Here is a 20,531-nt window from a genome sequence, read left to right as displayed (position 1 = left end):
AACTATTAAGCTGAACTACATGTTGCTGGAAGGACTGGACGTACGACGCCTGCAGGTGCTCCGCTCGGTGGTGACCAGCGGTTCGGTCAGCGCCGCCGCCACCGCGCTCGGCTACACCCCGTCGGCCGTGAGCCAGCAGGTGGCCGCGCTGGAGCGGCAGACGGGCACGGCACTGCTGGAGCGGGCCGGGCGGGGCGTACGGCCCACCGCGGCCGCGCTGCTGCTCGCCGAGCACACGGCCGCGATCGAACGGCAGCTGGCGGAGGCCGGTGCCGCGCTGGCCGACCTGCTGGCGGGGCGGGCGGGACACCTGACGGTCCGTTACTTCGCCACCGCTGCCGCGGACTTGGTGGCTCCGGCGGTGGCCGCGTTCCGCGCGGACCATCCGGGCGTACGGCTCGACCTCGGCATGACCGACCCCGCCGACCCGCTGCCGGAGGTGCTCGACGGCCGCGCCGACCTGGCGGTGGTGGTACGGCCGCGTACGGCGGAACATCCCGGGCTGCGGCTGGTGCATCTGCTCGACGACCCGTACCGCGCGGTGCTGCCGAAGGGGCACCCGCTGGCGGCCAGGCGGGTCCTCGACCTGGCCGACCTGGCCGGGGAGCCGTGGGTCGGCGGCGAGCGGCCGGGGCCCTGCCTGGACACCGTGCTGGACGCGTGTGAAGTGGCCGGTTTCCGGCCGGAGTTCGCGGTGGACGGCGAGGACTACGGCGCCGCCCAGGGCTTCGTCGCGGCGGGCCTGGGCGTCGCCCTGGTCCCCCTGCTGGGCCTCGGCCACCGCCACCCCGGCGTGACGATCCGCCGCCTGCGCAACCCGGAACCGGTCCGCACGATCCAGGTGGCGGTACGGGAGGGGGCGTGGGGGCAGCCGGTGCTCAGCCGGTTGGCGGAGGCGCTGCGGGAGACGGCGCGGGGCGCCTAGCGGTCACTCCGCCGAGGTCGCCTTGAGGGCGAGCCACAGCTCCATCCGTACGTCGGGATCGTCCAGCGACCGCCCGAGGATCTCCTCGACTCTGCGCATCCGGTACCGCAAGGTGTGCCGGTGCACCCCCAGGTCCGCCGCGGCCGCGTCCCACTGCCCGTGCCGGGACAGCCATGCCCGCAGCGAGGCGACCAGATCCCCCCGCCCGGTCGCGTCGTGCTCGTGCAACGCGCGCAGCAGCCCGTCCGCGAACGCCTTCACCGCGTCGTCGGCCAGCAGCGGGAGCACCGAACCGGCGGCCAGCTGCTCGTGCTCCACCAGCACCCGCCCCCGCCGCCGCGCCACCGACAGTGCCTGCTCGGCCTGCTTGTAGGCGGCGGCCGCGGCGATCGGGCCGGCCGGTGCGGACAGTCCGACGACGAGTTCCTCCTCGTCGGCCCCGGCGGCCTGCTCGGGCACCGCGCGCGCCGCCTCCAGTGCCGCCGCGTACTGGGCGCAGGCGGCCACCGCCGCTCCCCCGTCGGCGGCGAGCACCACCAGCCGCTCCCCCTCGGGCACGACCAGCACGGCCTCGCCGGAGCGGGCGGCGGCGGACTCCACGCTCTCGGTGAGCGCGCCGAGGGGATCACCGACGGGGTCGACGGAGGCACCCGCCGAACGTGCGGGGGTGTGCGCCCGCGCCGCCGAACCGGACCCGGACTCGGCGACGATCATCCGGAACGGCGCGTCGAGCAGCCCGCCGTACAGGTCCCCGGCGACGGCCCGGGCGTGGTCGGGCTCGCCGGCGAGCAGCATGCGCAGCACCGCCGTACCGAGGCGCTGTTCGGCCGCGTGCAGGGAGCGGGAGCGTTCGGTGGTCAGGGTGAGCAGGGCGATGGCGGAGTGCACGGCGTAGCGCTCGGCGGTGCCGAGGGCGGCGGCGGTACCCACGGCGAGCGCCGCCCGGGGCCGCCTCCCCGTCCCGAGGGAGTGCAGCTCGACCCGGTCTTCGTGATCGGGCCCGCCGACGACGGCCGAGGCCGGCGCGGGCCGCTCCCGCAGCCGTTCGACCTCGGCGGTGAGCCGCGCGGCCCTGCGCCCCGCCCACTCCGGCGCGGCCGCGACGACCGCGCCCGAGGCGTCGTACAGGGCCGCCCACCCGTCGACCTGCGCGGCGAGCGCGCCGAGAAGCCCCTCGGGCCCGGCGTTGAGGGCCTGCTTGGTCAACTCACGCTGGGCGGCGAACCCTGCCGTGACGGACCGGTACTGATCGGCGGCTATGGCGGCGGAGACGGCCTTGCTGATGGCGAGGAAGGGGGTGCGGCGCGGCACCTCCAGCAACGGCAGCCCCTCCTCCCGGGCGGCACCGACGAGCGCCTCGGGAATCTCCTCGTAGTTCACCCCGACGGCGAACCCGAGCCCGACGACCCCGGCTCCGACCAGCCGCTTCACATACCGCCGCATGGCCTGCGGGTCCTCCGCGTCCAGCTTGAGCGCGGTGATCAGCAGCAGCTCGCCGCCCTCCATGTACGGCACGGGGTCGGCCAGCTCACTGACGTGCGCCCAGCGGACGGGCACGTCGAGGCGGTCCTCGCCCGCGCGCACGGTCAGTTTGAGCGCGGAGTGGTGGACGAGCGAGGCGAGGGTGGGGGGCATGGGACCTTCACGGTGAGGGGAATCCGCCGATCACGGTGCTGCTGTGAACGTGGGTGATCTCTTGGCCGCAACGTACGAACGACCTACCCCGATTCTGCCTCACCGTACGATCCCCCGCCCCCTCCTCACCCCCGCAGATCCACGAGCAAAGGCGGCGCATGCTCCCCCCGCACACTGGTCAACGACAACACGGCATGCCCGGCGGGCACCCCATGAGCCAACTCGGAAGCAGACCACCTCTCCCGCTCGACCTGCCGGACGGTGACGGCGTCCGTGGTGACCGGCTTGCCCGTGCCGAGTTTGCGCACCGCGTGGATGAGCCGGGTCAGCGGCTGGTCCGCGAACACCGTGTGTTTGGCGACCTCCGTCGTCTCCACCCACTCCGTTCCCCACGCCTGGGCGAACAGGGCGCCCTCCCAGGTGGTGATGCCCGGGAAGGCGGCGTGGCAGCCGACGGCCGCGATCAGCGGCTGCCTCAGGTGCTCCGGAACATCGCCGAGGGCCCGCAGACTGAGGACCACACCGGCGTGGCTCTCCCGCAGCCTGCGCAGGGCCCGCACGGAGCCGGCGGTGATCGCGTGTGTCGCGTCGTCCAGCACGAGGCAGGCGAACAGGGACCGGTCGGGGCGCGTGGCCATGCTCGCCGCGAACTGGGCGAGCAGCAGCCGGGCCAGCAGTTGAGCGGCCTCCGGATGAGCCCGCTCCGGCAGGTCGATCCGGACCCGCAACGGGTGGTCGAGGGAGCGCAGAGTGAAGGGCTGAGCGTCGGCGGAGGTGTCGAAGAAGCCCGTGAACACCGGACGGTCCAGACAGCCGAGCCGGTCGGCGAGCATTATCCCGGGGTCCCCCGGGACGCCCGCCTGGCGCACTCGCGCTTCCAGTTCCCGGTGCAGCAGGGAGTGCGCGTGCGGGTCGAGCATCTCCTTCAGCCGGTTCAGCGCCGACGGCTCCCCGTCCAGCAGTTCCCGGAGTTCGGGTACCGACGGGAACCGGCCGTGGACGGCCTGGAAGGGCCCCAGCAGCTGTGCCAGCACCGTCCCGGCACGGCGCAGGTCGACCTCGGCCCAGTCGCCGGCGAGGACGTCCGCGAGGAGCGCGGCCGCCTCGTCGGGGTCATCGGTACCGCCGTAGAGATCGAGGTCGTACTCTGAGGTCCGGTCCCCCGGCTTGATCACGATGTCGTACGCCTGGTCGGCTCCCATGGGCGTGCCGGCGGCGCACACCATGACGAGTGCCGCCTGTCCGGCGAGGGCCTGAAGCGCGAGGGACTCGGCGACGGGCCGCACCAGGCGATCGGTTTTGCCCGAGCCGGACGGGCCGACCACCAGCAGGGACGTGCCCAGCGTCGCGGGCTCCACGGCCACGCCCGCGGCGCGGTGCGCGGGCGGTGTGCGCTCGACGTCGGCGTACCGGCCGATGCGGACCTGTGAGGTCAGCAGGTCGTGGGTGGCCGTACGGAAGGGAAGGTCACGCTGTCCGGAGGGGTGCAGGCAGGCGCGGGCGCCTTCGCTGAACACGGCCGAGGAGAACGCGTTCAGCCGCCCCGGGTCGGCCACCACGGAACTCCAGGCGCGGCGGATCCGCGCGTAGTCCACGTCGTTCATCCGGCCGGTGCGCCCCTCGTCGGTCAGCCGCTCGGCCAGCGCGTTCTGCCCGTGGTCACGCAGTTCGGGCCAGTCCGTGCCGGTGGCGGGCGCCGCGGGCTCCCGGCTCTCGGCCGGCGTCCGGGCCCGCTGCATGCCGCGGAGCAGACCCAGCCAGTTACCCGCCACGGCGAAGGGGTACAAGGCCAGCAGCGTGAGCACGGTTTTCAGGATGTTGAGCCGGTGGATGGTGGCGTGCGGGTCCCCAGGCACCCAGAGCCAGTCATGGGGTGTCACGCCCGCGGCGAGCGTGTAGTACGACAGCAGCCCGCGCCAGGCGACCAGCCAGGCGATGAGCGCCCCGAGAACGGCGGCACGGAGTGCGCGCGACGGCTGGGGGCGGTCGGTCACGTACCGCCGGACCACCTCTTTCCAGTTGCCCACGCGCGCGAAGTAATAGAGGACGAGGGTGGCGAAGAGGCTGTCGTAGACGGCGACCGCGGTGAGTGCCGCCCGCGGCGGGTCCAGGCTGCTCCACCAGTCGGACGGCGTAACCAGTTCCAGCAGGATCCTCTTGTGCGGCACCAGGTTGTTGTTCCACAGCGACCACACGAGCAGGGCGGCGAGCAGGGCGCCGACGGCTCCCGTCAGCAGCGCCCGGTCGGAGACCCGGCCGGCGGACTCCTGGGCCCGGGGCCGGTAGCCGAAGCGCCAGAGACCGGGGGTGGCTTCGGGGCGGGGAGTGCGCAGCCAGGTCAGGAACGCCGACGCGTCGGGCTTGGGAGGGACGCCGGGGGGCATCGCCGGCATCGGCGGCATCGGCGGCACCCCCGCCCCCTCCGCCGGCGATGCCGGGCGAGGTACCGGATGCGCGTGTGTGCCGTGGGCGTCTCGTGTGCCGTCGCTGTCCATCGCCCTTGCCCCCTGACCAGCCGTTCCGTCCACCATCAGCGAGCAATCTAACGCCCCGGCAAGGGGAGTTCAGCGATTACGTGGCCGACATGGCTCAAGGACCGAATCCCGCCCCGCCGGGTCGCTATGTCCATCGCGGACAAGCGGCGGCGGCGACAACGCCCACATGGAGCATGCCCACCCCCCGTTCCCGGCCCTAGCCTGCGAAGAAAGAGAGGTAAGCGGCCGAAAACGCACCGCCCGGGGCCGCCCGGGAAGCTCGGACAGACCGCACCGTACGCAAGATCATCAGGAGCCCCCATGACCGCACTTCCGCAGGAGCGCCGCGTCGTCACCGCCATCCCCGGCCCGAAGTCGCAGGAGCTGCAGGCCCGCCGTACCGCCGCGGTCGCGCAGGGCGTGGGCTCCGTGCTGCCGGTCTTCACGACCCGCGCCGGTGGCGGGATCATCGAGGACGTCGACGGCAACCGGCTCATCGACTTCGGGTCCGGTATCGCCGTGACCTCCGTCGGCGCGTCCGCCGAGGCCGTCGTGCGGCGTGCCTCCGCCCAGCTCGCCGACTTCACCCACACCTGTTTCATGGTCACCCCGTACGAGGGGTACGTGGAGGTCGCGGAGGCTCTGGCCGAGCTGACCCCCGGTGACCACGCCAAGAAGTCCGCGCTGTTCAACTCCGGCGCCGAGGCCGTCGAGAACGCCGTCAAGATCGCCCGCGCCTACACCAAGCGCCAGGCCGTCGTCGTGTTCGACCACGGGTACCACGGGCGGACCAACCTCACGATGGCGCTCACCGCCAAGAACATGCCGTACAAGCACGGCTTCGGGCCGTTCGCGCCCGAGGTCTACCGCGTGCCGGTCGCATACGGCTACCGCTGGCCGACCGGTCCCGAGAACGCCGGTCCCGAGGCCGCCAAGCAGGCCATCGACCAGATGTCCAAGCAGGTCGGCGCGGACAACATCGCCGCGATCATCATCGAGCCCGTGCTCGGCGAGGGCGGCTTCATCGAGCCGGCCAAGGGCTTCCTGCCGGAGATCGTGAAGTTCGCCAACGACAACGGCATCGTCTTCGTCGCCGACGAGATCCAGAGCGGCTTCTGCCGGACCGGCCAGTGGTTCGCCTGTGAGGACGAGGGGATCGTCCCGGACCTGATCACGACCGCCAAGGGCATCGCCGGTGGGCTTCCGCTCGCCGCCGTCACCGGGCGCGCCGAGATCATGGACGCCGCGCACGCCGGTGGCCTGGGCGGTACCTACGGTGGTAACCCGGTCGCCTGCGCCGGTGCGCTCGGTGCCATCGAGACCATGAAGGAGCTGGACCTCAACGGCAAGGCCAAGCGCATCGAGGAGATCATGAAGGGTCGCCTCACCGCCATGGCCGAGAAGTTCGACATCATCGGTGACGTGCGTGGGCGCGGTGCCATGATCGCCATCGAGCTGGTCAAGGACCGGGCCACCAAGGAGCCCAACTCCGAGGCCACCGCCGCGCTCGCCAAGGCCTGCCACCAGGAGGGCCTGCTGGTCCTGACCTGTGGCACCTACGGCAACGTGCTGCGCTTCCTGCCCCCGCTGGTCATCGGCGAGGACCTGCTGAACGAGGGCCTCGACATCATCGAGCAGGCCTTCGCGCGCATCTGAGCGGCCCGCCCGGCCGTCTGCCGTCACCTGCGGCAGGCCGTGTGAAGAAGGTGTGCGAGGTGGATGACGGGACGCGTTTCCGTCTGCCCAAGCGCTCCGGCCTGCCGTAGGTTCTACGCAGATGAGAGATACACCCCGCCCACAGGGGACTGTGGGCGATCTCAGGCCGGGGCCTCCCCAGCTACGGCCTGGTCGTGCCCTCGCGCACACAACCGGCGCCTGACGGCTCCGGGATCTCCTCACCGATCGGACGGTCGCCGCCCCAAACCCCCCGGGGCGCGCGACGTTCCGATCCGGACGGCCGCTTCGGAACCACCCCCCCCTGTTCCGGGGCGGCCGACCTCCTTCTGGCCGAACTCGCCCCGCCACCACGCCAAGGAACCTGCGAAGCTGGCGCTGTGTCGACCGTCGTCCGCCGCGTCCCGCTGCTCGCCTTCCCGGCCGTGCTCTTCGCCCTGCTCACCTGGCAGGTCATGGATCACGGCCCGCTGCTACGGCTGGACTCCCGCCTCAGCCGGGACCTCGTCCATCCGGACCGGTTCTCCGAGATCCTCTCCGACTTCGGGAACATCCAGATCGCCGTCCCGGTCCTCCTCTTCGCCATTGGTTACGTCCTCTGGCGGGGACATGACGCCGGCATCGCGCGCTGGTGGCTGCCGCCGCTCGCCGCGGCCGTCCTGATGGCACTGGTCCCGGCGATCGTCGTACCCCTCAAGGACTGGACCGCACGGCCGGGGACCCCCGTGGTGCCACCGGCCGTCGGCTACTTCCCCTCCGGCCATACGGCGACGGCGGCCATCGCCTACGGCTCCGCGACCCTGCTGCTGCTCCCCTGGCTGCCGTCGGCGGCCGCACGCCGGAACCTGGTCGCCGGCTGTACGGCCCTGGTCCTCGGGGTGTCGTACGGGCTGGTCCGGCACGGCTATCACTGGCCGCTCGACGTGGTGGCCAGCTGGTGTCTGTGCACCGTGCTGCTGACCACCCTGTCCCTGGTGACCACCCGAGGTACCGCGCGTACCGGTCCCACATCACCGACCACGTCATCGGACCCCGCAGCAGCCCCGGCCAGGTCCCACGAGTCGCGTACGCGCCGCAGTTCGTCTTCCTCGTCAGGCAGCCCAGGGCCTTGGTGACATCCCGGCGGCACTAACCTCCTCCGCCCCGGGCCAGCCCCGCCGCCGCCTCGTGCATCGCCAGCTCCAGCAGCGCGGGGTCGGTCAGCGTGCCCGAACCGTCCGGCGGCACCAGCCAGCGCACGCCGTGGGTCGCCCGGCCCGGGTACGGCACGACGATCCAGGTGCCGGGCCCGGCGGTACGGATGCCGGTGCCGAGCCAGCGGGCCGCGGTGCCGGGCGGCACGAAGAACCCGACACGGTTGTCGCCGAAGTCGACGAGTACCGGGCCGGGCTGGTCGAGCACCCGGATGAGCACGTCCAGGGTCGGACAGCCCAGCTCACCGGGCAGGATCAGTACGTCCCAGGCCTTTCCGGCGGGCAGCAGCGCGACCCCGCCCGGGTTGCGCTCCCATTCCCAGCGGCAGGCCTCGGGGTCCGGTGCGACGGATGCCAGCCATTCGACGGCCGTCTTCGCCCCAGTCATCAAGAAGGCCTCCCTGCTCTTCCTGTCGACGCGGTCGCGTCAGCAGGAGAGAGGGAGGCTGTCCGGGGGCATTACGCGGGTTCCGCGTTCCCCTTGGAGTGACCTAGGTCACAGGCTGCCTGGGACCTACCACTCGTACTCCCAGTTCCAGCAGTGGTGGTCCCAGTCCCAGTAGTAGTGCCCGTGGTCGTGATGGTCCCCGTCGTCCCAGTCGTGGTGGTGGTCATGCCGGGGAGCCACGCTCACCGCGACCGGCTGGTGCATCGGCGCCGCCGAGGCCGCCGCCACCGGCAGCATGACGCCTGCGACGGCGGCGACGGAGGCCACCGCCGTCGCCAGGCCGAGGCCCAGACGGCGCTTGGTACGGGAGTCGTCGTCCTTGTGAGCGACACGGGTGCTGCGGTTCATGGTCTTCTCCTGCCGATCCGGTGCGGAAGCCGGTGCCTCCCGGCGAGGCCCGTGACTCCAGTACGCCGGAGTGCGGCAGCGGGGTCATGCTCCGGAAACTCGTGGCTTGACGCGGCCATAAGGACCGGGTTAAGGCCCGCGAAGGCCGCATATGCCTCAGCTGTCGAAGCCCAGCCCCAGCCGGTCCATCGTGCGCAGCCACAGATTGCGGCGGCCGCCGTGCGCGTCCGCGCGGGCCAGGGACCACTTGGTCAGGGCGATCCCGGTCCAGGCGAACGGCTCCGGCGGGAACGGCAGCGGCTTCTTGCGGACCATCTCCAGCTCGGTCCGCTCGGTGCGCTCCCCGTCCAGCAGGTCCAGCATCACGTCGGCGCCGAACCGGGTCGCGCCGACGCCGAGGCCGGTGTAGCCCGCCGCGTACGCCACCTTCCCCTGGTGGGCCGTACCGAAGAACGCCGAGAAGCGCGAGCAGGTGTCGATCGCGCCGCCCCAGGCATGGGTGAAACGGACGCCCTCCAGCTGCGGGAAGCAGGTGAAGAAGTGGCCCGCGAGCTTGGCGTACGTCTCGGGGCGGTCGTCGTACTCCGCGCGCACCCGGCCGCCGTAGTGGTGGATCGCGTCGTAGCCGCCCCACAGGATCCGGTTGTCGGCGGACAGCCGGAAGTAGTGGAACTGGTTCGCCGAATCCCCGAGGCCCTGTCTGTTCTTCCAGCCGATCTCCGCCATCTGCTCGGGCCCCAGCGGCTCGGTCATCAGCGCGTAGTCGTAGACCGGCACGGTGTAGGAGCGCACGCGGCGCAGCAGGCTCGGGAAGATGTTGGTGCCGAGGGCGACCTGGCGGGCACGGACCGCGCCGTACGGGGTGCGTACGGCCATCCCGGCGCCGTACTGCTTCAACGTCAGGGCGGGGGTGTGCTCGTACACCCGCACCCCGAGTTTCAGGCAGGCCTTCTTCAGGCCCCAGGCCAGCTTCGCGGGGTGCAGCATGGCCACGCCCCGGCGGTCCCACAGACCGGCCTCGAAGGTGGGCGAGTGCACCTGCTCGCGCACGGCGTCGGCGTCCAGGAACTCGATGCCGTCCGCGAGGCCCTTCTCCGCCAGCTCCCGGTGCCAGTCCCTCAGTTCCCAGGCCTGGTAGGTCTCGGTGGCGACGTCGATCTCGCCGGTGCGCTCGAAGTCGCAGTCGATGCCGTGCCGGGCGACGGCGGCCTCGATCTCGTCGAGGTTGCGCCGGCCCAGCTCCTCCAGTTTCCCGATCTCGTCGGGCCAGCGGGTCAGGCCGTTGGGCAGACCGTGGGTGAGGGAGGCGGCGCAGAAGCCGCCGTTGCGGCCGGAGGCGGCCCAGCCCACCTCGCGGCCTTCCAGCAGCACCACATCGCGCCGCGGGTCGCGCTCCTTGGCGCCCAGCGCGGCCCACAGTCCGCTGTAGCCGCCGCCGACGACCAGCAGGTCGCAGGTGTCGGTGCCGGTGAGGGCGGGCTCGGCGTGGGGCTTGCCGGGGTCTTCCAGCCAGTACGGGACCGGCTGGGCCTCGGAGAGAGAAGCGATCCAGTTGTCTTTGCCACGGCTCATGGCGCTCGGGGCCATGATTTCAACTCCCTACAGGGGCTTATGCCTTCTGGTTGTTACGGCGATTGGTGATGAGCATCGAGAACAGCGTGATGAGGACGGCGACGAGGAACATGGCCGTACCGATCACATTGATCTGGACCGGAGTTCCGCGCTGCGCCGAACCCCAGACGAACATGGGGAAGGTGACGGTCGAGCCGGCGTTGAAATTGGTGATGATGAAATCGTCGAAGGAGAGCGCGAAGGAGAGCAGCGCGCCCGCGGCGATTCCGGGTGCCGCGATGGGCAGGGTGACCCGCAGGAAGGTCTGCACGGGACCGGCGTACAGGTCCCGGGCGGCCTCCTCCAGGCGCGGGTCCATCGACATCACACGGGCCTTGACCGCGGTGACGACGAAGCTCAGACAGAACATGATGTGGGCGATCAGGATCGTGTAGAAGCCCAGCTGGGCGCCCATGTTGAGGAACAGGGTGAGCAGCGAGGCGGCCATGACGACCTCGGGCATCGCCATCGGCAGGAAGATCAGCGAGTTGACGGCGCCGCGCGCCCGGAAGCGGTAACGGACCAGCGCGAACGCGATCATCGTGCCGAGGATCGTCGCGCCGACCGTCGCCCAGATGGCGATCTGGAGGCTGAGCGACAGCGAGCCGCACATGTCGGCGACCCCGCACGGCTGTTTCCAGGCGTCCAGCGAGAACTGCTGCCACTCGTAATTGAAGCGTCCCTTCGGCTTGTTGAAGGAGAACACCGTGACGATGACGTTCGGCAGCAGCAGATAGGCGAGCGTCAGCAGTCCCGCGATGACGACGAGACGGCGCTTGAACCAGTTGACGAAGGGCATTTAGACCAGATCCTCCGTCCCGGCCCGGCGGATGTAGATCGTGACCATGGCCAGGATGGCGGCCATGAGGATGAAGGACAGGGCCGCGGCCGTCGGATAGTCCAGAATGCGCAGGAACTGCGTCTGGATCACGTTGCCGATCATGCGGGTGTCGGTCGAGCCCAGCAGTTCGGAGTTGACGTAGTCACCGGCCGCCGGGATGAAGGTCAGCAGCGTGCCGGAGACGACGCCCGGCATCGACAGCGGGAAGGTCACCTTGCGGAAGGTGGTCCACGGCTTGGCGTACAGATCGCCGGCCGCCTCGTGCAGCCGGCCGTCGATCCGCTCCAGCGAGGTGTACAGCGGCAGGATCATGAACGGCAGGAAGTTGTACGTCAGTCCGCACACCACCGCCAGCGGTGTGGCCAGCACGCGGTGGCCGGCCGTCCAGCCGAGCCAGTTGGTGAGGTCCAGGATGTGCAGCGAGTTCAGGGTGTGCACGACGGGGCCGTTGTCCGCGAGGATCGTCTTCCAGGCCAGGGTGCGGATCAGGAAGCTGGTGAAGAACGGCGCGATCACCAGGATCATGATCAGGTTCCGCCAGCGGCCCGCGCGGAAGGCGATCAGGTACGCCAGCGGGTAGCCGAGCAGCAGGCACAGGACCGTGGCCGCGGCCGCGTAGAAGACGGACCGCAGGAACTGCGGCCAGTACTCGCTCAGCGCGTTCCAGTAGGTCACGAAGTGCCAGGTGACCTTGTAGCCCTCCTCCAGGGAGCCCGTCTGCACGGACGTGGAGGCCTGGTAGATCATCGGCAGCGCGAAGAAGACGATCAGCCAGAGCATGCCGGGCAGCAGCAGCCAGTACGGCGTCCAACGGCCGCGCCCCCGCGGGGGCTTCTTCTCCGGTGCGGTGGGCGCGAGGGGCGGGGGCGCCTCGGCTTCGGTCAGCGTCGACATCAGGCGGCCGCCTCTTCCTCGGTGCCCGCGTCGATGTCCTGCGACGCGTCCAGGCCGAAGGTGTGCGCCGGGCTCCAGTGCAGGACGACGTCGGCGCCGGGCACCAGACGGCCGTCGCGCTCGAGGTTCTGGACGTACACCGCGAGTTCGTCGCAGACCGGGCTGTCGATGACGTACTGCGTGGAGACGCCGATGAAACTCGCGTCGGCGATCGTGCCGGTGAGGCGGTTGCGGCCCTCGGGTATCTCGCCTGCGTCGTCGGCGTGCGTGAGCGAGATCTTCTCGGGGCGGATGCCGACCAGCACCTTGCCGCCGGCCGTCGTGGGCGCCGAACATCGCGCCTTCGGCAGGACGAGCTTGCCGCCGCCGGCCTTGAGGACGATGTCGCCGCCGTTCTTGGTGTCGACCTCGGCCTCGATGAGGTTGGAGGTGCCGAGGAAGTTCGCGACGAAGGTGGTGTTCGGGTTCTCGTACAGATCGGTGGGCGAGCCGAGCTGCTCGACGCGGCCCGCGTTCATCACGGCGACCGTGTCGGCCATCGTCATGGCCTCCTCCTGGTCGTGCGTGACGTGCACGAAGGTGATGCCGACCTCGGTCTGGATGCGCTTGAGCTCCAGCTGCATCTGGCGGCGCAGCTTGAGGTCGAGGGCGCCGAGGGGCTCGTCGAGGAGGAGCACCTTGGGGTGGTTGATGAGGGCGCGGGCCACGGCCACACGCTGTTGCTGACCACCCGACAGCTGGTGCGGCTTCTTGCGTGCCTGCTCGCCGAGCTGGACCAGGTCGAGCATCTCCTCGACCTGCTTCTTCACGCTCTTGATGCCACGCCGGCGCAGGCCGAAGGCGACGTTCTCGAAGATGTCGAGGTGCGGGAAGAGGGCGTAGGACTGGAAGACGGTGTTCACCGGCCGCTTGTACGGCGGCAGGTGGGTGACGTCCTGGTCGCCGAGGTGCACGGTGCCGCCCGTCGGTTCCTCCAGGCCCGCGATCATGCGCAGGGTGGTGGTCTTGCCGCAGCCGGATGCGCCGAGCAGGGCGAAGAAGGAGCCCTGCGGCACGGTCAGGTCCAGCGGGTGTACGGCGGTGAAGGCGCCGTAGGTCTTGGAGATACCGGAGAGGCGGACGTCGCCGCTGTTGTCTGGTGTCGTCATCGTCGTCGTCACGCCCCTGTGAGCTTCGAGAACTTCTGCTGGTAGGCCGTCTCTTCCTTCTGCGTCAGCGCGCGGAAGGCATGGGACTTCGCCTGCATGGCCTTGTCGGGAATGATCAGCGGGTTCTTCGCCGCCGACGCGTCGATCTTCGCAAGGTAGGGCTGTACTCCGGCGACGGGGCTGACGTAGTTGATGTAGGCGGCCAGCTCGGCGGCGGGCTCGGGCTCGTAGTAGTAGTCGATGAGCCGCTCGGCGTTGGTCTTGTGGCGCGCCCTGTTGGGGATGAGCAGGTTGTCGGTCGACGTCATGTAGCCGCTGTCCGGGATGACGTAGCCGACGGCCGGGTTGTCCGACTGGAGCTGGACGATGTCGCCGCCCCAGGCGATGCACGCGGCGAAGTCGCCCTTGGTGAGGTCCGAGGTGTAGTCGTTGCCGGTGAAGCGGCGGATCTGGCCTTTGTCGACGGCCTTCTGCAGGCGGGCGACCACCGCGTCGAAGTCGTCGTCGGTGAACTTCGCCGGGTCCTTGCCCATGTCGAGCATGGTCATGCCGATGCTGTCGCGCATCTCGGTCAGGAAGCCGACGCGGCCCTTGAGTTTGGGGTTGTCGAGGAGGTCGGAGACCGACTTCACCTCGATGCCGTCCAGGGCCTTCTTGTTGTAGGCGATGACGGTCGAGATGCCCTGCCAGGGGTACGAGTAGGCGCGCCCCGGGTCCCAGTCGGGCGCCCGGAACTGGTCCGACAGGTTGGCGAAGGCGTGCGGCAGGTTGGACGGGTCCAGTTTCTGGACGTACCCGAGCCGGATCATGCGGGCGGCCAGCCAGTCGGTGAGCACGAGGAGGTCGCGGCCGGTGTCGTGGCCGGCGGCCAGCTCGGGCTGGATCTTGCCGAAGAACTCGTCGTTGTCGTTGATGTCCTCGGTGTACTTGACCTGGATGCCGGTCCGCTTGCCGAAGGTGTCGAGCGTGGGATGGCGTTTGCCCTTGTCGTCCACGTCGATGTACTCGGGCCAGTTGGAGAAGTTGACGATCTTCTCCTTGGCCGAGTGGTCGTCGGCGGACACACCGCCCCCGTTCTTGGCCGCCGCGGGGATCCCGCAGGCGCTCAGCGCCCCGAGTCCGCCGACCGCGAGCGCGCCGCCGGCCGAGGCGCGCAGCAGCGACCTGCGGGTCAACGCGGCCCGGCCGGTTCGCGGACCGCGCCGTACGGCGGCGACGTCGACCGGTGTCAGGCGGTCGGGCTCGTACTGCTCCATGCGCGTGGTGCCCTTTCGGGAGGGGTGGGCCTGGTCGGGGCCCGGTCGGCTAACGGTCCCCGAAGACGGTGCGGTGCCAGTCCTTCGCGGCCACCGCGGTGTTGTCGAACATTACGTGCTTGACCTGCGTGTACTCCTCGAAGGAGTAGGCGGACATGTCCTTGCCGAAGCCGGACGCCTTGTAGCCGCCGTGGGGCATCTCGCTGATGATCGGGATGTGGTCGTTGACCCACACGCAGCCCGCCTTGATCTCGCGGGTGGCGCGGTTCGCGCGGTAGACGTTCCCGGTCCACGCGGAGGCGGCGAGGCCGTACGGGGTGTCGTTGGCCAGCCGGATCCCCTCGTCATCGGTGTCGAACGGCAGGACGACCAGAACCGGGCCGAAGATCTCGGACTGGACGATCTCGCTGTCCTGGGCCGCGTCGGCGATCAGCGTCGGCCGGTAGTAGGCGCCGTTCTCCAGCTCGCCCTTCGGCACCTCGCCGCCGGTCACCACGCGCGCGTAGGCACGCGCCCGGTCCACGAAGGCGGCGACCCGGTCCCGCTGGACGTGTGAGATGAGCGGCCCGAGGTCGGTGCCGGGGGCGAAGGGATCGCCCAGCCGCACCGTCTCCATCAGCGCGGCGGTCCGCTCCACGAACGCCTCGTACAGCGGGCGTTGCACGTACGCGCGCGTGGCGGCCGTGCAGTCCTGTCCGGTGTTGATGAGCGCGCCGGCGACGGCCCCGTGGACGGCGGCCTCGAGGTCGGCGTCGTCGAAGACGACGAAGGGCGCCTTGCCGCCCAGCTCCAGATGCAGCCGCTTCACCGTGGCGGTGGCGATCTCGGCGACGCGCCTGCCGACGGCGGTGGACCCGGTGAAGGAGGTCATGGCGACGTCGGGGTGGCCGACCAGGTGCTCGCCGGCCTCCCTCCCGGTCCCGGTGACGATGTTGATCACGCCGTCGGGGATCCCGGCGTCCGTGGCGGCCTGCGCGAACAGCAGCGAGGTCAGCGGGGTCAGTTCGGCGGGCTTCAGCACGATGGTGTTGCCCGCGGCGATCGCCGGGAGGATCTTCCAGGCGGCCATCTGGAGGGGGTAGTTCCAGGGCGCGATGGACCCGACGACGCCGATGGGCTCCCGGCGGACGTACGAGGTGTGGTCGCCGGAGTACTCGGCGGCCGCCTGCCCCGCCAGGTGCCGGGCGGCGCCCGCGAAGAAGGCGGTGTTGTCGATCGTCCCCGGCACGTCGAACTCGCGCGTGAGCTTCAGCGGCTTGCCGCACTGGAGGGACTCGGCGCGGGCGAACTCCTCCGCGCGGTCGGCGAGCACGGCGGCGAAGCGGTGCAGGGCGTCGGAGCGCTCGCCCGGGGTGGCCGAGGACCAGCCCGGGAACGCCTCGCGCGCGGCGGCGACGGCCGCGTCGACGTCGTCGGCGCCGGCCAGCTCGTAGGTGTACACCTCCTCGCCGGTGGCAGGGTCGACCACGGCGTGGGTACGGCCCGCGGTGCCCTTCGCCGGGCGGCCCGCGATGAACTGCGCACCCTCGGCGAATCGGTCCTGCGCGGGGAATCGTTCCGGGGTGGCGGTACCCGGGTTGTGCATGTCGCTCTCCTCCGCCGTGTGCCCCGTCCCGGGGGTGGGTGGCGTAGCTCCAGCTCGATTTGAGTGCCGATCCTGACAGAGCAAGAGGACTCCAACAAGTGATTCCGTTGTTGCCTTTTGGTTACGCGACGGAATCTGTCGACCAGGTGTCGAGTCGGGACGGAAAAGGGCGGACGGAGTGTCAGTGGTGCGTGCCAGACTCGCGTGCATGGGGAAGATCGACGGGGTGGAAGCCCTGATCAGCGAGGTCCGGGCCGGGGCCCAGGTGAAGTACCTGCACTTCTGGGGGCATCGGCCGAGGAAGGACGGCAGCATCGGCTCGAGCTGCCTGAGCCAGTGGTGGCCGTCGCCGTTCGTGGTGGACGGGGTGGAGTACGCGACGGCCGAGCACTGGATGATGGCCGGGAAGGCACGGCTCTTCGAGGACGCGGAGGCGGAGCGGCGGGTGCTGGCCGCGGGGCATCCCGCCGAAGCCAAGAAGGCGGGCCGGCTGGTCCGGGGCTTCGACGAGGCGATATGGGAGCGGGAGCGGTTCCGGATCGTGGTCGAGGGCAGCGTGCACAAGTTCGCGGCCGACCGTGCCCTCCGGGGGTTCCTCCTCGGTACCGGTGACCGTGTCCTGGTGGAGGCGAGCCCGGTGGACCGGGTGTGGGGGATCGGGCTCGCGGCGAGTGACGAGGCCGCGTTCGACCCCGAGCGGTGGAGGGGGCCGAACTTGTTGGGGTTCGCGCTGATGGAGGCGCGGGAGCGGTTGGCCTAGTTCCGCGGTTCGGTCCCGTTGGGCTACGTCGTGATCGCGATGACGAACGCGAAGAAGCCCAGCACCAGCACGATGCCCGCCCCGCCGCAGATCAGGCCCGCCAGGGCCATGCCCGGGTTCGTCGCCTCGCCGCGCTTGGCCTTCCCGCGGCCCACGGCGCCGAAGATGATCGCGAGGATGCCCAGCACCAGGGCCACCGGCCACATCAGGAAGCCGACCGTGGCCAGGATGCCGCAGACCAGGGCGGCCGTCCCCATGCCGTTGCTCGGGGCCGGCTGCATGCCGGGCCAGCCGTAGGCGTTCGCGGCCGGGTAGGCGCCGGGGTAGCCGTACGCCGACGGGGTGCCCGGGTAGCCGTACGGCACCTGGCCGGGCCCGTCGGGTGCGATGGGCGGCGGGGGGACCAGCTCGGTCGCCGGGTGCTGTGCGGCGGGCGGCGCGAAGGGGTTCACCGGCGCGGCCGGAGGGGCGTACGGGTTCACGGGGGCGGCCGGGGTGGCCGCTGGCGGGGCGAACGGGTCCGCCGCGGGTGCGAAGGAGTTCGCCGGGGACGCGGCGGCGAACGGCGGGGCCCAGGCGGCGGGTACGGCGTCCGTGGGCAGCGACGTCAGCGTCTGCTGGTCATGGACGGAGCCGGGGCCGGGGCCGTACCCCGGAGCGGTGTCCTGCGGAGTCGCCGGTGTCGCGTCCGCCGTCTTGCCCAGGGACACCCAGGGTGTCGCGGGCCCCGCGCCGGCAGGCTGCTGATCCGATGGCGTGGACTGCGGCACCTCGTCGGACATCGTGAACGTATCCCCCTCTGCTGGATGTGCCTCATGCTACGGGCAGCCCCGGGCCGCACGAGCCGGGGCCTACGATGATCCCGCGCAACCGATCAGCCGATCACCGCGCCCGCACCACGGACCCGGTCCCACGGACCGGTTCCACGGACCCGGTCCAGGGACCTGGTTCCACGGGCGCCCGCTTCCGGGGAGGACCCCTTGACCGACCACAGCTCCGCAGCCGCCACCGGCACGGCCGACCGCGATCTGCGGACCTTCATCGCCGGCCTCCCCAAGGCCGAACTGCACGTCCACCACGTCGGCTCGGCCTCCCCCCGCATCGTCTCGGAACTGGCCGCCCGGCACCCCGACTCCAAGGTCCCCACCGACCCCGAGGCGCTGGCCGAGTACTTCACCTTCACCGACTTCGCCCACTTCATCGACGTGTACCTGTCGGTGGTGGAGCTGATCCGCACCCCCGAGGACGTCCGGCTGCTGACCTACGAGGTGGCCCGTGACCTGGCCCGGCAGCAGGTGCGCTACGCCGAGCTGACCATCACGCCGTTCTCCTCCACCCGGCGCGGCATCGACGAGCTGGCCTTCATGGCGGCCATCGAGGACGCCCGCAAGGCGGCCGAGGCCGAGTTCGGGACCGTACTGCGCTGGTGCTTCGACATTCCCGGCGAGGCCGGGCTGGAGTCCGCCGAGGAGACGGCCCGGCTGGCCACCGACGACCGGATCCGGCCGGAGGGCCTGGTGTCGTTCGGGCTCGGCGGGCCCGAGATCGGCGTACCCCGGCCGCAGTTCAAGCCGTACTTCGACCGGGCCATAGCGGCCGGACTGCACTCGGTGCCGCACGCCGGCGAGACGACCGGCCCGCAGACGGTGTGGGACGCGCTGACCGAGCTGCGCGCCGAGCGGATCGGGCACGGCACCAGCTCCGCGCAGGACCCGAAGCTGCTCGCCCACCTCGCCGAGCACCGCATTCCGCTGGAGGTCTGCCCGACCTCCAACATCGCCACCCGCGCGGTGCACACCCTGGACGAGCACCCGATCAAGGAGTTCACCGAGGCCGGGGTCCTGGTCACGATCAACTCCGACGACCCGCCGATGTTCGGCACCGACCTCAACACCGAGTACGCGGTGGCGGCCCGGCTCCTCGGCCTGGACGAGCGCGGCCTCGCCGACCTGGCCAGGAACGCCGTGGAGGCGTCCTTCCTGGACGCGGCGGGCAAGGCGCGGATCGCGGCGGAGATCGACACGTACACCACCACGTGGCTGGCCTCCTGACGCGGACCACGGCAGACCACAATGGGGCCATGCAGACCGTGACCGCCGTGGCCCATCGCGGCGACCCCTACCGCTTCCGCGAGAACACCACCGACTCGCTGCGTTCCGCGCTCGACCAGGGCGCGGACGCGGTCGAGATCGACGTACGGCTCACCCGAGACGGCGTCCCCGTGCTGCTGCACGACGGGACGCTCGAGCGGCTCTGGGACGTCGAGCGACCGCTGAGCGCCCTGTCCGCCGAGGAGCTGCGCGGGCTCACGGCGGGCGGGGTGCCGACGTTCGCGGAGGCGCTGGCCGCGACCGGCGACGCCCGGGTGATGGTGGACCTGTGCGGGCGGGTCGACCGCGGGGTGGTGGACCGGGTCATGGACGTGGTCCGGCAGAGCGGGGCCCAGGACCGCGTCTACTACTGCGCGCACGCCGAGGCCATGCTCGCCGTCCGCGCCGCCGACCCGGCCGCCGAGATCGCCCTGACCTGGACGACCCTCGCCCCGCCCCGGCCCGCGCTGCTGGAGGTGGTCAAGCCGCGCTGGCTCAACTACCGCTTCTCACTGGTCAGCCGGGAGCTGGCGGCCCGCGTCCACCACGACGGACACCTCCTCTCCGTCTGGACGCCGGACACCCGCCGCTCGATGAGCCGCCTGCTGGACCTGGGCGTCGACTCGATCACGACGAACCGGGTCGACGTCCTGCACGCCCTCCGCTCCCGCGGCTAGACCCGCGACCGCTGGGCCACCGTCGCCGGGTCGGCCGGGGCGGCGCGGGCGTGCACGACCTGGCGAGCGGCCGGGCTGCGGACCCGGACGCCCGCTTCCGGGCCGGGTCGCACGAAGGTGGTGGCGTCGGCGGTGGCGAAGGGCCCGGAGTTCTCCCCCGGCGATCGCCGGGCAGCCGGCGACATGATCTCCCCGACGGCCGGCCTGGAGCGGCTGGTCACGGCGCTGTTCTCGGGCGGGATCGCGCCCGGGCCGCGGCTGCGGGAGATGTTCACGGTGCCGGGCTGCGGCGGTTCGAGTACGAGGGCACGGCATCCTGGGTCAAGTCCGGTGCGCGGTAAGGCTGTTCCGCGGGCATCGTCGCGACCCGGGACCTCAGCCGCACCCTCGTCCACTCGGTCGGTGGCCCAGCGGATCGTGCCGCCCGCCGTCAAGCAGCGGGGACGGGAACCGGCTTCGGCTCGCCGAGCGCCTCCAGTCGCTTGATCTTCTTCCGTACGACGTACAGCGGGATGACCCCGAACACCCCGAAGGACATGTCGATCAGGCTCCACCAGAAGGGGATTCCGCGGATCGGCCCGCAGACGAGGGCGAGCGGGACGATGCCGGCGCAGGCGATCATCCCGAACTCGACGACCCAGATGTTGCGCACGGGGTCGCGGTACGGCCCGTAGAAGGCGACCGCGATGACGAGGTGCGCGAAGGCCAGCCAGTCGGTGCCGTAGAGGAGGAACGGGTAGTCGGCGTCGGCGGTGTCGAGCCCGTGGCGCACCCGCTCGATCCAGTCCATCAGCCCCGGCAGGAGGTCCGGCACGGACAGCGCGCGCAACGCACTCTCGGTCCAGCGCAGTTCGTGCACGAGGGGGAAGGCGGTGGCCCCGCTGAGGACGAGGCACACGACGAAGAGGACCAACCAGACGCGAATGCCCTTGAGCAGGGCGGCTCTGTCGCTCATGGCAGCAGCGTACGCCT

General features: G+C 71.2%; 19 protein-coding genes. 6 read left to right on the top strand and 13 right to left on the bottom strand.

Annotated features, from left to right (window positions below):
• Positions 1 to 19 precede the first annotated feature (19 nt).
• A complete protein-coding gene (locus ACH47Z_RS18525; protein WP_399074773.1) occupies positions 20 to 925 on the top strand; it encodes a LysR family transcriptional regulator in 906 nt (301 codons plus the stop codon).
• A gap of 3 nt (positions 926 to 928) precedes the next feature.
• Here ACH47Z_RS18525 and ACH47Z_RS18520 read toward each other — a convergent pair whose 3' ends face one another.
• Both ACH47Z_RS18520 and ACH47Z_RS18515 read right to left on the bottom strand, forming a co-directional pair.
• Positions 929 to 2,560, bottom strand: coding sequence for a PucR family transcriptional regulator (locus tag ACH47Z_RS18520; protein WP_399074771.1), 1,632 nt, complete (start codon positions 2,558 to 2,560; stop codon positions 929 to 931).
• A gap of 125 nt (positions 2,561 to 2,685) precedes the next feature.
• Positions 2,686 to 4,953, bottom strand: a complete 2,268-nt coding sequence (locus ACH47Z_RS18515) for an ATP/GTP-binding protein (protein ID WP_399074769.1) — start codon at positions 4,951 to 4,953, stop codon at positions 2,686 to 2,688.
• Between the two features lie 402 nt (positions 4,954 to 5,355).
• On the opposite strand from ACH47Z_RS18515, the gene gabT reads away from it, so the two are divergent.
• Both gabT and ACH47Z_RS18505 read left to right on the top strand, forming a co-directional pair.
• On the top strand, positions 5,356 to 6,690 hold the full coding sequence (gabT, locus tag ACH47Z_RS18510; protein WP_399074767.1) for a 4-aminobutyrate--2-oxoglutarate transaminase: 1,335 nt from the start codon (positions 5,356 to 5,358) through the stop codon (positions 6,688 to 6,690).
• 473 nt (positions 6,691 to 7,163) lie between these two features.
• A complete protein-coding gene (locus ACH47Z_RS18505) occupies positions 7,164 to 7,823 on the top strand; it encodes a phosphatase PAP2 family protein (protein WP_399074852.1) in 660 nt (219 codons plus the stop codon).
• Between the two features lie 13 nt (positions 7,824 to 7,836).
• On the opposite strand, the gene ACH47Z_RS18500 is transcribed toward ACH47Z_RS18505, so the two are convergent.
• The 8 genes from ACH47Z_RS18500 to ACH47Z_RS18465 form a co-directional block, all read right to left on the bottom strand.
• On the bottom strand, positions 7,837 to 8,289 hold the full coding sequence (locus ACH47Z_RS18500) for a hypothetical protein (protein ID WP_399074765.1): 453 nt from the start codon (positions 8,287 to 8,289) through the stop codon (positions 7,837 to 7,839).
• A gap of 126 nt (positions 8,290 to 8,415) precedes the next feature.
• Positions 8,416 to 8,697, bottom strand: a complete 282-nt coding sequence (locus ACH47Z_RS18495) for a hypothetical protein (protein WP_399074763.1) — start codon at positions 8,695 to 8,697, stop codon at positions 8,416 to 8,418.
• A gap of 156 nt (positions 8,698 to 8,853) precedes the next feature.
• Positions 8,854 to 10,284 (bottom strand): NAD(P)/FAD-dependent oxidoreductase, encoded by a 1,431-nt coding sequence (locus ACH47Z_RS18490; RefSeq protein ID WP_399074761.1) that lies wholly within the window; start codon positions 10,282 to 10,284, stop codon positions 8,854 to 8,856.
• Positions 10,285 to 10,306: 22 nt separating this feature from the next.
• Positions 10,307 to 11,107 (bottom strand): ABC transporter permease, encoded by an 801-nt coding sequence (locus ACH47Z_RS18485; protein WP_399074759.1) that lies wholly within the window; start codon positions 11,105 to 11,107, stop codon positions 10,307 to 10,309.
• Entirely contained in the window at positions 11,108 to 12,043 is a 936-nt protein-coding gene (locus ACH47Z_RS18480; protein WP_399074757.1) for an ABC transporter permease, read from the bottom strand.
• Complete coding sequence (locus ACH47Z_RS18475) at positions 12,043 to 13,191, bottom strand: ABC transporter ATP-binding protein (protein WP_399074755.1); 1,149 nt, start codon at positions 13,189 to 13,191, stop codon at positions 12,043 to 12,045. Before ACH47Z_RS18475 ends, ACH47Z_RS18480 begins: the two co-directional genes overlap by 1 nt.
• 8 nt (positions 13,192 to 13,199) lie before the next feature.
• On the bottom strand, positions 13,200 to 14,447 hold the full coding sequence (locus tag ACH47Z_RS18470; protein WP_399074753.1) for a PotD/PotF family extracellular solute-binding protein: 1,248 nt from the start codon (positions 14,445 to 14,447) through the stop codon (positions 13,200 to 13,202).
• A 49-nt stretch (positions 14,448 to 14,496) separates the two neighbouring features.
• A complete protein-coding gene (locus ACH47Z_RS18465; protein WP_399074751.1) occupies positions 14,497 to 16,032 on the bottom strand; it encodes a gamma-aminobutyraldehyde dehydrogenase in 1,536 nt (511 codons plus the stop codon).
• Between the two features lie 208 nt (positions 16,033 to 16,240).
• Between ACH47Z_RS18465 and ACH47Z_RS18460 the strand changes: the two genes are divergently transcribed.
• Positions 16,241 to 16,792 (top strand): NADAR family protein, encoded by a 552-nt coding sequence (locus ACH47Z_RS18460; protein ID WP_399074749.1) that lies wholly within the window; start codon positions 16,241 to 16,243, stop codon positions 16,790 to 16,792.
• Between the two features lie 23 nt (positions 16,793 to 16,815).
• Here the strand turns inward: ACH47Z_RS18460 and ACH47Z_RS18455 are convergent, their stop codons facing one another.
• Positions 16,816 to 17,574 carry a DUF4190 domain-containing protein gene (locus ACH47Z_RS18455; protein ID WP_399074747.1) on the bottom strand — a complete coding sequence of 253 codons (759 nt, stop codon included), beginning with the start codon at positions 17,572 to 17,574 and terminating at the stop codon, positions 16,816 to 16,818.
• A gap of 99 nt (positions 17,575 to 17,673) precedes the next feature.
• On the opposite strand from ACH47Z_RS18455, the gene ACH47Z_RS18450 reads away from it, so the two are divergent.
• The gene (locus tag ACH47Z_RS18450) at positions 17,674 to 18,843 is read left to right on the top strand and encodes an adenosine deaminase (protein ID WP_399074850.1); all 1,170 of its coding nucleotides are present in this window, start codon (positions 17,674 to 17,676) and stop codon (positions 18,841 to 18,843) included.
• 29 nt (positions 18,844 to 18,872) lie between these two features.
• Positions 18,873 to 19,559, top strand: a complete 687-nt coding sequence (locus tag ACH47Z_RS18445) for a glycerophosphodiester phosphodiesterase (RefSeq protein WP_399074745.1) — start codon at positions 18,873 to 18,875, stop codon at positions 19,557 to 19,559.
• On the opposite strand, the gene ACH47Z_RS18440 is transcribed toward ACH47Z_RS18445, so the two are convergent.
• Together ACH47Z_RS18440 and ACH47Z_RS18435 are read right to left on the bottom strand one after the other, a co-directional pair.
• Entirely contained in the window at positions 19,556 to 19,834 is a 279-nt protein-coding gene (locus ACH47Z_RS18440) for a hypothetical protein (protein ID WP_399074743.1), read from the bottom strand. The genes ACH47Z_RS18445 and ACH47Z_RS18440 overlap by 4 nt on opposite strands.
• A 155-nt stretch (positions 19,835 to 19,989) precedes the next feature.
• Positions 19,990 to 20,514, bottom strand: coding sequence for a hypothetical protein (locus ACH47Z_RS18435; RefSeq protein ID WP_399074741.1), 525 nt, complete (start codon positions 20,512 to 20,514; stop codon positions 19,990 to 19,992).
• Positions 20,515 to 20,531: the final 17 nt, after the last annotated feature.

It is taken from the genome of Streptomyces sp. NPDC020192, from assembly GCF_044388685.1.
Lineage (GTDB): Bacteria > Actinomycetota > Actinomycetes > Streptomycetales > Streptomycetaceae > Streptomyces.
The sequence above is the reverse complement of the archived record's forward strand: the minus strand, read 5'-3'. Positions and strand labels throughout refer to the sequence as shown.

What these genes read in the sequence shown, in the direction of transcription:
- ACH47Z_RS18525 (WP_399074773.1), top strand. Translation starts at nt 20, where the DNA reads ATGTTGCTGGAAGGACTGGACGTACGACGCCTGCAGGTGCTCCGCTCG.
- ACH47Z_RS18520 (WP_399074771.1), bottom strand. Translation starts at nt 2,560, where the DNA reads ATGCCCCCCACCCTCGCCTCGCTCGTCCACCACTCCGCGCTCAAACTG.
- ACH47Z_RS18515 (WP_399074769.1), bottom strand. Translation starts at nt 4,953, where the DNA reads ATGCCGGCGATGCCCCCCGGCGTCCCTCCCAAGCCCGACGCGTCGGCG.
- gabT (WP_399074767.1), top strand. Translation starts at nt 5,356, where the DNA reads ATGACCGCACTTCCGCAGGAGCGCCGCGTCGTCACCGCCATCCCCGGC.
- ACH47Z_RS18505 (WP_399074852.1), top strand. Translation starts at nt 7,164, where the DNA reads ATGGATCACGGCCCGCTGCTACGGCTGGACTCCCGCCTCAGCCGGGAC.
- ACH47Z_RS18500 (WP_399074765.1), bottom strand. Translation starts at nt 8,289, where the DNA reads ATGACTGGGGCGAAGACGGCCGTCGAATGGCTGGCATCCGTCGCACCG.
- ACH47Z_RS18495 (WP_399074763.1), bottom strand. Translation starts at nt 8,697, where the DNA reads ATGAACCGCAGCACCCGTGTCGCTCACAAGGACGACGACTCCCGTACC.
- ACH47Z_RS18490 (WP_399074761.1), bottom strand. Translation starts at nt 10,284, where the DNA reads ATGGCCCCGAGCGCCATGAGCCGTGGCAAAGACAACTGGATCGCTTCT.
- ACH47Z_RS18485 (WP_399074759.1), bottom strand. Translation starts at nt 11,107, where the DNA reads ATGCCCTTCGTCAACTGGTTCAAGCGCCGTCTCGTCGTCATCGCGGGA.
- ACH47Z_RS18480 (WP_399074757.1), bottom strand. Translation starts at nt 12,043, where the DNA reads ATGTCGACGCTGACCGAAGCCGAGGCGCCCCCGCCCCTCGCGCCCACC.
- ACH47Z_RS18475 (WP_399074755.1), bottom strand. Translation starts at nt 13,191, where the DNA reads ATGACGACACCAGACAACAGCGGCGACGTCCGCCTCTCCGGTATCTCC.
- ACH47Z_RS18470 (WP_399074753.1), bottom strand. Translation starts at nt 14,447, where the DNA reads ATGGAGCAGTACGAGCCCGACCGCCTGACACCGGTCGACGTCGCCGCC.
- ACH47Z_RS18465 (WP_399074751.1), bottom strand. Translation starts at nt 16,032, where the DNA reads ATGCACAACCCGGGTACCGCCACCCCGGAACGATTCCCCGCGCAGGAC.
- ACH47Z_RS18460 (WP_399074749.1), top strand. Translation starts at nt 16,241, where the DNA reads ATGGGGAAGATCGACGGGGTGGAAGCCCTGATCAGCGAGGTCCGGGCC.
- ACH47Z_RS18455 (WP_399074747.1), bottom strand. Translation starts at nt 17,574, where the DNA reads ATGTCCGACGAGGTGCCGCAGTCCACGCCATCGGATCAGCAGCCTGCC.
- ACH47Z_RS18445 (WP_399074745.1), top strand. Translation starts at nt 18,873, where the DNA reads ATGCAGACCGTGACCGCCGTGGCCCATCGCGGCGACCCCTACCGCTTC.
- ACH47Z_RS18435 (WP_399074741.1), bottom strand. Translation starts at nt 20,514, where the DNA reads ATGAGCGACAGAGCCGCCCTGCTCAAGGGCATTCGCGTCTGGTTGGTC.